This is a genomic window from Clostridium tarantellae (assembly GCF_009295725.1).
Taxonomy (GTDB): domain Bacteria; phylum Bacillota; class Clostridia; order Clostridiales; family Clostridiaceae; genus Sarcina; species Sarcina tarantellae.
In genome coordinates this window covers 1-12,178 of sequence record NZ_WHJC01000090.1, presented here as the reverse complement: position 1 = coordinate 12,178, position 12,178 = coordinate 1, and the positions used below count along the sequence as shown (strand labels likewise).

Sequence of the window (12,178 nt, the reverse complement as noted above, 5' to 3'; positions counted from 1 at the left end):
ATATAATATTGTAATACAGGTTCTTTCTCTTCAAAATCATTGGTAAACAAAACCATAGGTCCTAAATCTGGTGCTAAATCTTTTCCATTTCCATGAAATTTAATAGTATTATTTCCTTCTTTTAACTCAATAACTATTATAAAAATTTTTGAATATATTAATGTTTCTCCTCTTGTCATAGGTAATTCATAACTATAATTTTTACTTGTTTCATTAATAAAAATTTTTAAATGACTATTAAAATCTGGAGCAATATAAATACCAAATAAATTATAAATTCCTTCTTTATCTATAAATACAGTTAAAGTAGTTGCTCCATCATTTTCTCCACCTAATTTAGTTACAAGATTATTTGCACTATTTATCTCTGCTCCTCCTGTTAAAATACCCTTAATAGCATTATAAGTATATAAAGCTTCCTTAGTTGCCTCTACTGGCAAAGTACTAGTAGATTCCTTTGGAACAGTTGGTGTAGATAAATTTATAATTGTTTTTAAAGTGATATAAACATCTCCTAAACTAGGTGCAAAACTTTTTCCTTCTCCATAAAATTTAATTTTATTTTCTCCTAAGTTAAGGTTAATTGTGTGAGGAAGTGTATATAATTTAGCATCTACTATAGACCATCCCTCTGTTGCTGGAGGAATATAAATAGAACCTGTATTTACTTCATTAATATCTATTTTAATAGGACTTTGTCCATCAAATGAAAGATATTTAACAGCCAATTGGTAAATACCTGCATCTTTTACATTAACTGTTATAAAAACACTTCCATTAGTTTCTCCTCCAAGCCAATTTATAAGTTTAGAATCTTCATCTAATATTGCCCCATTAGAAAGTTTCCCTTCTGCAAGCTTAAAAATATATATTGCTAAAGCCAAAAAAACTTTACCTAAATCTGGACAACTATTTATTCCATCTCCATAAAATTTAATTGTATTATTTAAACTTAATTCAATTTTATTAGGCAATGTAAACACCTTTGCATCTGATACATTATTTCCATTTGTCTTTGGTAAAATATTAGTACCTATATTTATTCCATTAACCTCAATTTTTAAAGGTCTATTTGCATCTGATGCTATATATTGAATTGCTAAATTATATAAACCACCATTATCTAAATTTAATTTTATACTTACAGAACCATTATTTATACCTCCTAACTTAGTAACAAAGTTAGTTAAACTGCTTATTTGTGCATCTTCTGTTAAAGTGCCATTAATTACATTATAAGTATATATAGCTGATCCTGGTGTCATAATTGATTCCTTTGGTACAGTTGGTGTTGATGAGTTTATAACTGTTTTTAAAGTAATATAAATATTTCCTAAACTAGGTGCATAGCTTTTTCCATCACCCAAAAATTCAATTTTATTTTCTCCTAAATTAAGGTTAACTGTATGAGGAAGTGTATATAATTTAGCATCTGTTATAGACCATCCCTCTGTTGCTAATGGAACATAAATAGAACCTGTATTTATTCCATTAATATTTACTTTAATAGGACTACTTCCATCAAATGAAAGATATTTAAAAGCTAAATTGTAAATTCCTCTATCCTTTACATTAATTATTATAGAAATATTTCCATTAGTTTCTCCTCCAAGCCAATTTATAAGCTTAGAATCTTCATCTAAAACTGCACCATTAGCTAGTTGTCCTTCTGAAATGTTAAAAATATATGTTGATAAATACAAAACCATTTTTCCTAAATATGGAGCATTATTTATTCCATCTCCATAATATTTAATTGTATTATTAAGATTTAGTTCTATACTATTGGGTACTGTAAATACCTTTACATCTGATACTTTGCTCCCATTTGTTTTTGGTAAAATATTAGTACCTATATTACTTCCATTAACATCAATATTTAAATGCCTATTTACATCTGGTGCTATATACTGAATTGCTAAATTATATAAACCCATATGATTTAATTTAAATGTCATACTTACAGCTCCATTATTTTCTCCACCAATACCCATAATAAAATTAGTGTTTTTATCTATTATTGCTGAACCTGAAGCTGTTCCTAAAGCTATATCAAAAATTTTATAATTTGAAGACTCTATAGTATTATCCTCTACTAAAGTGAAAGTAATGTTATTATAATTAGATGATATTATTTCTACTTTTTTAGATTTAATAATATAATTTCCCTTTGGAATATTAATAAAATTATATAATCCTTTAGAATTTGTAGTTGTAAATGATACTGGAATAACTTTATTATTATCTAGCTTATATAATATAACTATTGCATCTGAAATAATTTTATTACTTTCATCAGTAATTATTCCTGAAATAGATGATTTATATAAATATGATTTATATTGTAAATAAACTTTCACTTTAGAAATTTCACCTAATTTAACCTCCTTTACTATCTCTTCCGAAAAATATGAAATATTAAATATTACAATATTATAAATTCCAGGTGATAATTTACTAAATAAAAATTCACCTTTTTTATCTGAATATGTTATAGCCTCTAATTTCTTTTCATTATTTATAATTTTATACAACCATATAACAGATCCTACAACATGATTAAAATTATTTTTATCTTCTATAACTCCACTTATAACTCCAAAATTAAGTACCTCACCTTCATTGAGAATAAAATTTAAAATCTTTTTTTCTTCTTTTTTTAATTTAAAAAATTCACTTTTTGAAGGTAGTTTTCCCATAGAAGTAACAATAACAGAATAATTTTCACTATAAGGAACAGTTTCTATATGATACATCCCTTTTTCATCAGTAAAGCTATATGTTAGTAAGTTATATTGAGAATCTAATAATTTAACTTTAGCTCTTTTAATAGGTTCATTAAAACTATCTTTAACATACCCTAAAATTGAACAACCTATATTAATTTTATTATTACTTGCCATAAGCTTTAAATCTAATTTTATATCCATAAAATCTTCATTAATTTTCGCAATTGAAGATTGACTTAATTTATATTTATCTTGTCTTATTTTCACCAAAACCTCCCACCTTTTTACCCTATTTATATCATAATATTTTATTTATTTTTTTTTGTGATTTTACTTTAAACCCATATATAAATTAAAAATAAAAATGTGATAAAAGAGAATTATATTCTTTCTTTTATCACATTTTTCAAATTAATTTTTTATCATATATTAGAGCATCCAAACTTTTTCTTTTAAGAAATATAATTAATAATATTTTAAATTTTTTCTTTTATTATACTTCTTACTACCTCATTCAATTTTTCTCTTGCTTTTACTACTTCCTCTCCATAATTAATTGATTTATCTTTATAACTTCCCTCTAGTTCCTTTAATATTTTATAAATTTCAAAACTCCAATTTCCATTATTATCTAATATATATTTAATTTTTTCATGATCTTGAAACCCTTCTATAAGACGTTCTAATCTAACAGAACTTTTACCATTAGGATAAATTAAAAAACATTCTCCTGATTCAAATCTAAAAAAATCAGTTGTTTGTAAAGGTTTTGCACTCCAACTATCCCATGTCCATTTTAAAAATCCATCTAAATTGTATTTTGCCGCATACCATCCTATCCATACTATTTCTCCTGGATTAGAGGTTGTATAAGTATTTGGAAAATCTCCTGTAGTTGTATAACATGTAGTCTTAAAAGTATCTTTTTTTCTATCATATAAAAGATACTGAAAATCATCTTTTATTTTCCCTAAGTTTATACTAAGATTTTCAACATTATCAAATATATCCTTTACATTTATATAATTTATAGCTGCTAATATTTTTAATGGAGTATCTTTCACCAAATTCATTACAGCCTTTATTTCACTTGCACTTTTCTCATAAATAGCTATATAAATTTTATTTTCCCATCCGTTATTCTTTGCATTTTTAACTAATTCAGCTATAAATTCACTCCAATAAGTATTCCATTTAGAACTGCCTGGAATTAAACTCTCTTTAATCTCCCTTTTTTGTGTTTCATCATAATATATTAGATTATTACCATAAGGTAATATACCATAACAATTTATTTGTTCATCTATTCCAATTTCTAAGCATAAAGATACATAAATATTAAAAATAGTAAAATCAAAATCAAATTTACCATTAGTTTTTTTAGTCCAAAAAACCATGGTTCCATAAGAATCATAAGTTGTATCTCCCCAAGAATTATTTACTATAGTAGTATATATAGCTTTTTGTCCAGCTTCTTTTAAAATTTTAATATGTGATTTTAAATAATCTATATGTTTTTTAGACCAAAAATTAACTTTATAGTATCTAGCTAAAGCATATGGATTTTGCCATAAATCTAAATGAAACTGTCTTTTATTAACAGGTGGTAATACCATATCTAAAACTTCTAATTTTACATTAAAACTAACAGGACTACAATTATCTCCATAAGCTGTTATTACTCCATAATATATACTAGCTAAAGTCTTTTCCGGAATTTTAATTGTTATCCATACTGGCTGAATACTTTTAGGTGAAATATTAACATTTAAAACATCATTTATCATATCTGGAATCATTTTAGCTTCTGCTTTAACATACTCTAAAAACTTAAAAGATATATTTGATGGCAAAATTATATTTTTATCTTCATCTGTAAAAAAGGATGAATAAATTCTTACATTCTTAACAATTGCATTTTCAGTCCATAGCAAAATTTCAACATTTGTTTTTTCTCCTCTCCAACAAGTTAAATTTAAAGTTTTATTTTTACTTTCATTTATTATGCTATTATAATCTTCTTTTAGATAATGCTTATTATTATCTGCAAAAAAACCGTCTAATTTGCTATTTAAAAATGTTAAATTATCATATAATTTTATATATTCTACTTGTGATTGTGCAGGATATTTACTTTTTCCACTTATCCATAATTGTATACTATCTGTTTCTTTTTTATATTCTATATTAAATTTGCTTAAAAAATTATTATCCATATATAATGAGCCTTCACCCATATTAACCACAATACTCCATACGTGCCATTTATTATCTATTTTAATTTCTTTCACGCTAGACCATTTTCCATCATCCGTAATTACATTTATTTCATTTTCTTGAAAATCCATCATAAGCCTATATAATCCATCTGAAACTTTAATTCCTAATGTAGTATTAATTCCTGCAGTTCCTGAAACGAAATCATCAAATTTAGCTTTAATCTCTAAAGTATAGTGTTGTTTTATACTTATATTGTTCTTACTTAATAAAGTGCTCAATGAATTATCACTATTTAACTGTAAATTTTTCGAATCATTTATTGATGCTCCATTAATATTACCTTCAACCATCCATTCATCTAATGAATTCCATATTTCATTCATTAATATATCATTAAATTTAATAGGATATATTATTTGCTCAATATCTTCTAGTAAATTTAAGTTCTGCTTTCCTTCTGTTAACCATTGTAAATTAAATTTTGCTAAATATAATTTATCATATCCATCTTTTTCATATAAACAATAAATCCAATTTTTGTCCTGACTTACTACTAAATCAGAATATTCTGCAGTTCTTGGATAAATAGTCTTAACCATATTCCAACTTTTACCTTCATCCATAGACATCTTTATTGTTAAATTACTAAATCTATCAGTATTGTTTATATTACTAAATAATATTCTACTATTATAATACTTATTTCCTTCTGTTAATCTAATCATACTACCAAAGCATATTGGATCATCTAAATCTTCATGAAATATAGGAGTAGTCCAGCCAGTTACTCCATCTAAACTAACAGCTATAGCTCTTTTTCTAAAATTGCTTTCTACCTTTATATTAATCATAACAGACTCATTATCTAATTGAACTATAGTTGCTTCTCTTGGGTTTACCATCTCTTCTTGTCCATATATTATTTCACCATTATTCCAAGTAAGACCATTATCATCACTATACAAAGTTGCAACTACAGACTTAGATTTATCTCTTTCTAGTGCTAACCATATAGGAACTATTAATCTTCCATTTTTAAGTTGAATTCCATGACCAGAGCTTGTTGAAATTACTAACCAATTAAATTCTTTTTGAAAATTTTCAAGTGATTCTTCTATAGCCATAGGTTGAGACCATGTTACTCCATTATCAAAGCTTTTTATATGATAAATTTTCTTATAGTTTTCACAATATAACATATGCATTAACCCATTATTATTTTTTATCATTATTGGACTATGATAAGTTTTTTTATCCTTTATTCCTGTAGCTAAAATTTTTGTACTACTCCAAGTAACTCCTCCATCATCACTTCTTTTTAATAAAATATTTATTGTAGATAATTCATTTGGAGTACTTCTCCCTTCACAACAAGCATATAAAGCACCATTTTGAGCTATAACTATTCCTGGTAATCTAGTAACTGCACATGCTTCTTTATTTTTATCAAATACAATATATTCTTTTAATAAAGGATCTGGTAAATTCATTTGTTTATGAATAATATCTATATCATTTAATTTTAATCTTAATGTTATAATATAAGGTTTATTAAAATTTTCATCCCAATAGCCATAGGATGTTACGATAAAAATTCCTTTTTTTAAAACTTCATTTGCTGAATAACCACAATCCCCCAATTTAGTATCCTTCATAAGAAGAATTCTATATTGTCCTTCCTTATTATGCACAAGATCATCATAAGTTCCAACCCAAGCTGCCCAACCACCTTTACGCCATGCATTTACATCTCCAATGTTTTCAGGATCTCTTATAATTTCTTTAAATAAAATAAATAATCTGCCTGATATTGGATCATACTTAGCTTTATGTCTTTCTCCATTTAAAGCACCCTGTAACTCTGTTGGTTCAGTCCAACTCTCTCCCTCATCATTAGAAAAAGCTATCATTGAATTATTTTCTCTACTTTCACTTGTTGCTATTAAAGCTAGTTGTTTTTCATTAGGAGATCTTAAAACTTCAATTTTACAAAGTTTATCCAATTTTTCTGTCTTATTATAAGGTTCTAATAACCTTACTGGCTCACTCCACATCTCTTCACCATAAGTATTAAATGTAAGTATAGTTTTCCAATTATTATATGATGAATCTGTAAAAATCCCCATCCATCTATCATCCCATGATCCATCTTCTTTTTTTAATCTAGTTAAACTTGTATGAGCCATAGTTCCCATATACTTATTTGTTGCAAACCAATCTACAAGTTCACTCCAAGTTTCTCCTAAATCATCTGAATAAGCCGTTTTAAAACCACCTTGATTTTGAAAAACACCTTCAACTTCACCTTCTGAAAATCCAGTAATTAACTCTATCCTTGTTTTTCCGTCAGGCTTAATTATCTTATATAATGTAGGCATTCCTTTATTAAAAGTCCAAGTAACAGGTGTTTTTAATCTATTAGACCAAGTAATTCCTCCATCTTCACTTTTTTTTAATACTAAAGCACCTTTTTTATCTCCTTTAGGATAAACAGCATACATTGTTTTTTCATCATTTAATAAAACAGTAGCAGGTTGTCCTAAATAAACATTAGGCTCCCTATCTATAACTATTTGCTTATTTTTAATTTTTGAAAAATCTAACAACGGAATCTCATATTTAATATTAATTTGTTGCTTACCTAACACTGCTACTTCATCACTAGTTAATACTCTATTAAATATATCTACATATGCTATTTCTCCTATAAAAAATTTTTCTCCTAAGCCTTCCTCATTTATGCTTCTGCCAATATTCATAAATTTTAAGTTTGGAATAAATTTAAAACTAACTCCAATAATATTAATAGTTGATCTATCTATTTTAATACCATCTACATATAAAACAACTTGACTTTCACTTAAAGTTATTATTGCAATATACCACTGTCCATCAGTATATTTATCTCTTGATTTAACATTAAAACTATTATTATCTGTTTCCACACTCACAGTTAAAATTCCATCCATTAAAAGCAACTCTATTTTTTTAGGAACGCTTGCATCTTGAGAAACACTAAATAAAGTCATTGTTCCAGTTTTTTTCTCTGACTTAAATTTTATAACCACTGTTGATCTACCAAAATTTTTTATTTTTTTTAAATCCTTGGTGGCATCAAAATATTTTATTGATCCCATCTAAATTATTCCTCCTATATTTTAATATATTATATTGATATTTTCATTTAATAAAAAAATACATGATTTATTAAATTAGCTTTTAAAAATCATGTATTTTATTCCTATAAAATTAAAAAATTTTTATTATTTTGTTGTTCTCTTATTTATAGCTATTGGTCTAGATTTTTGTCCATCTATTCCCACAGCTACAATTTTAAATCCATATAAAGTATTAGCTTTCAATTCACTAACAGTAAATTCTATATTTTTTCCTAAAATCTTAGTTACCTCTTTACCATCTTTATAAATTATATATTCTTTAATCTTAACATTACTTGGTGCATTCCAATTTAATTTTATACTACTATTAGATAAAGCAGTTGCTATAAAGTTTGAAGGTTTATTAGGTTTTTCAATTATCTCCTCTTCCTCTTCTGTGTATTGTGGCATAATTTCATATATTATTGGTGCATCACCATTTTCATCCCATACCACCTTTATTTCACTAGCTTCTAATTTTGAATCTACTTTAATATCTTTATAGGCTTCATTTAATTTACCTACTGCTACCCAATTTCCATCCTTATCTTTAACCTGAACTTCTCCATTACATATATTTTCAGTTTCTTGAAAAATGTGTATACCTGTTAAATTTCTTTCATCAATAGGCTTAACTATTATTTCTTCTCCATTACTTGGAGTATTAGCTGGTTTATACGCCGTTAATAAATTTTTATCAATTAATTGATTTAATTCAAACCCTGCCTGTCCATTAGGAGAACCTTCCACTAAAGCAGCTGGTACTTTTTCTGTATTTACTTTAAATTCACAGAAAGTTGCCCAGTTAGGAGACTTATCTGTAGCCACATACCTTAAATATCTTGCATTAATATTTAATCCACTCTTTTTAACTGTTGCTCCAGTATTTACTCCACCTATTGCATGCCATGTGTTACCATCAATGGAATATTCCATTTGTCCATTTTGTATATAATCACTAGCATGGTCTTTATGCCCCATTATAAGAGTTACATCTCTAACATTTGTTAATTTTCCTAAATCTACCTTAACATAATCACCTTTTACTATAGTTCTACTTGCCCAGAAAAAAGTATCCTCATTTCCATCTACCATTTTTTCTATTTTATATGGAGCATCATAATATGGTAAATTAGTAGAAGGAGTTAACTTTCTTTCAGCCTCTAAAGCTAAATTAAAGCTATTTAAATTAATATCTTCCACAGCTTCTTCTGCTACTATTCTTAAATACTTAGCTCCATATGGAATTTCATAACTTAATTCCTTTCCATTAACTTTTGATAACTCATTCCAATTTTTCCCGTTAACGGAGTATTGCAAAGAACCTTTAAATTCTTTTGATAAATCTAAATTAAAACTATCAAATATAGTATACTTATCAAGGTTTACTCCTATATAATCATTAGTTTTTAAATTTAAAGAAGTATTAGTTCCATTTATTGAAATATTACTTCCATCATTAGAAACTTTTAATTCCTTTGCTTCATTTATATTTGTATAAATTGCTAAATTTTCTTTACTACTTACATTTATATCAAATTCATAAACCTTTAACCAATAATTTGTATCCTCTGTAGCTCTATACCTTAAATATCTTGCTTCAATATCTAAATTATTTAAATTTAAAACTCTATCCGTAGTTTCTTCTTCAATAGCATTCCAATTTTCACCATCTAATGAATACTCCAATTGTCCTTTTGTAATATAATCCTTTCCTGTATTATCCATCTGTAAATAGATATTATTTATCTTTTCTACCTTAGTTAAATCAATTCCTATATAATCACCAATTTTAGTATTTTTATTACTCCAAAAATAAGTGTTTTTATTTCCATCTACCATTTTATCTAAGGTATAATTTTCATAATGTTTAAAAGAACTTATTGGATTTTTAGTATAACTTTCTTCCCCTTCTTCATCTTTTCCATTAATACTTTCATTGAAAATAGTGTCACTTATAGAAACTGCATTTCTTATAAATGGTTCTACCACCTTTGAACCTATGGTTACTTTTAAAGGATCTTTCCATTTTATAATTCTCATATCATCTGCTTCTTTTAATCCTTTGTTAATTATTAGTTTCTTTTGCCAAACAGTATTAATATCTCCTTTTACTTGAGCTTCTATCATATTAATAACATCCTGTCCTATTTTTCCGAATAATTCTAATTTAGTAAGATAAGCATCTGTTTCTGCTATAAACTTTTCATTATTTATTTTTTCTCTAATTATACCTGGAGCTTTTTCTATCTTCTCAAATTCATTTTTTACTATTTCTAAATCTTTAGTAATATCCTCATTGTCCTGCCACTTAGTTAATAAACTATCTACTAAAGGTTTTAAATCAAAGGATTCTGTTTGATCATTTAAAATAGATGACCTTGAATGATCCGTAAATATTTTCAATGCTTCTGCTGCCTCTCCTCCAAGTTCTTTTATAGCATTCTCCCAAGATTTATCTCTATTATAGTCATTAGTGTTCCAAGTATAATCTGCTGTTGTATATAGTGGTAACATAGAACACTCACTTTCATTCATAGGATTTGAAACTAATCCAACTACTGCATTATCTAGGTTAAGGTCTAATCCTTCAGCTGGTCCTAGTAAAAGTTTATCTTGGCAATAATCATTTACAGGAAAGTTCCACCATATAAACATTTTTCTATTATATTTTTCATTGATCAAAGTTAAATCATCTACAGTTATAGTTGGTGGAACCACATCATTTCCTGTCCACATTACAATAATATTCTCATCTAACTCTCGTCCCATTATATCTGTATAACTTCCAATAGTAGGTAAACTATATTCCTGTGGAACCATTATTAAAGGATTACAATCACCCTTTTTCTCTATAAATTCTCTTTGAACTCTATTTAATAATTTAGATTGACCCATAGCATCCTTATTTGAGATATCATCAAAGAATACTGCAAAGGATCTTACTCCCATATCATACATAGATTCTAACTTTGCTATTAGTTTTTTATAATGTTCCTCACTGTTAAGATTTATACTTCCTCCTGGAGATATAGCAAATACAAAGTCAACCTCATTTTCAATAGAAGTATCTATTAACTCTTGCATTCTATTTAATTCACTTTCAGGATAAGGCTCATCCCATTTATCTCTGTGATAGGGATCATCCTTTGGAGCATATATATAAGTGTTCATTTTATTTTCACCATAAAATCTTATTTGATTTAATCTATCTTCATGGGACCAAGGTGCTCCGTAAAAACCTTCTATTCCTCCTCTTAACTCCATAGAAGGATAATCTCTTATTTCAACTTCAGGTAAATTAACATTTTCATTATCCTTTACTATAAGCTGTTCTAAGGTTTGAACCGCATAAAAGGTTCCTCTATTATCCTTTCCTGAAAGAACTATATCCTTCCTAGCTTCTTCATCCTTAATAACTAAAACATATCCTTCTTTTTCTAAAGTATCAGCAGATTCCACATTTAACTCTGTAAGTTTATTGCTAATTATATCTCCATCATCAATTTCTCCAATATAAATATTAGTTCCTTCATTTATTGGAATATTATTTTCCTCAAAGGAAATATTATAAAGCTTTAATAATTCCTTTAATTCTCTTACAGCATCCTCATCTGCCTTATCTGATCCTATAATATTTACATTACTATCCACTGTAAATCCATTTCCTACTTCATTAAATTCCTGTGGTAATGGATTTATACTAGTAACTCCTATTTTTAATTCATCATTTGCTTTTACTGATGTAACATTTGAAAATAATCCCGCTGAAAATACAGATGTCATAACTAAACTTAAAATAATTTTTTTATTTCTTCTAATCATCTAACTCACTCCCCTTAAACTGATATTATATATAACCCATATTTTTTAAAAATTTTCTTATCAAATTAACTCTAAGATTTTTTACATAATATGGTCTTAACTATAGTTTAAGACTCAAAATTCCAAATGTAAATATTTTACTTTTTACCTTTTACGATAATTTTTTCATATTAACTTATAATAATTAAAATAAAATCATTTTTCAAAAATTTTAGAAAAAATTCATCCTTTTATAATAATAAAATT

General features: G+C 26.4%; 3 protein-coding genes. All 3 read right to left on the bottom strand.

What is annotated here, in order from left to right; genetic code table 11:
• On the bottom strand, nt 1–2,996 hold a 2,996-nt coding region (locus tag GBZ86_RS07765; protein WP_152889366.1), incomplete at its 3' end, for a carboxypeptidase regulatory-like domain-containing protein.
• A gap of 209 nt (nt 2,997–3,205) precedes the next feature.
• The gene (locus tag GBZ86_RS07760) at nt 3,206–8,086 is read right to left on the bottom strand and encodes a glycoside hydrolase domain-containing protein (protein WP_152889364.1); all 4,881 of its coding nucleotides are present in this window, start codon (nt 8,084–8,086) and stop codon (nt 3,206–3,208) included.
• A gap of 126 nt (nt 8,087–8,212) precedes the next feature.
• Nucleotides 8,213–11,932, bottom strand: a complete 3,720-nt coding sequence (locus tag GBZ86_RS07755) for a beta-N-acetylglucosaminidase domain-containing protein (RefSeq protein ID WP_152889362.1) — start codon at nt 11,930–11,932, stop codon at nt 8,213–8,215.
• Nucleotides 11,933–12,178 lie beyond the last annotated feature (246 nt).

What these genes read in the sequence shown, in the direction of transcription:
- GBZ86_RS07760 (WP_152889364.1), bottom strand. Translation starts at nt 8,086, where the DNA reads ATGGGATCAATAAAATATTTTGATGCCACCAAGGATTTAAAAAAAATA.
- GBZ86_RS07755 (WP_152889362.1), bottom strand. Translation starts at nt 11,932, where the DNA reads ATGATTAGAAGAAATAAAAAAATTATTTTAAGTTTAGTTATGACATCT.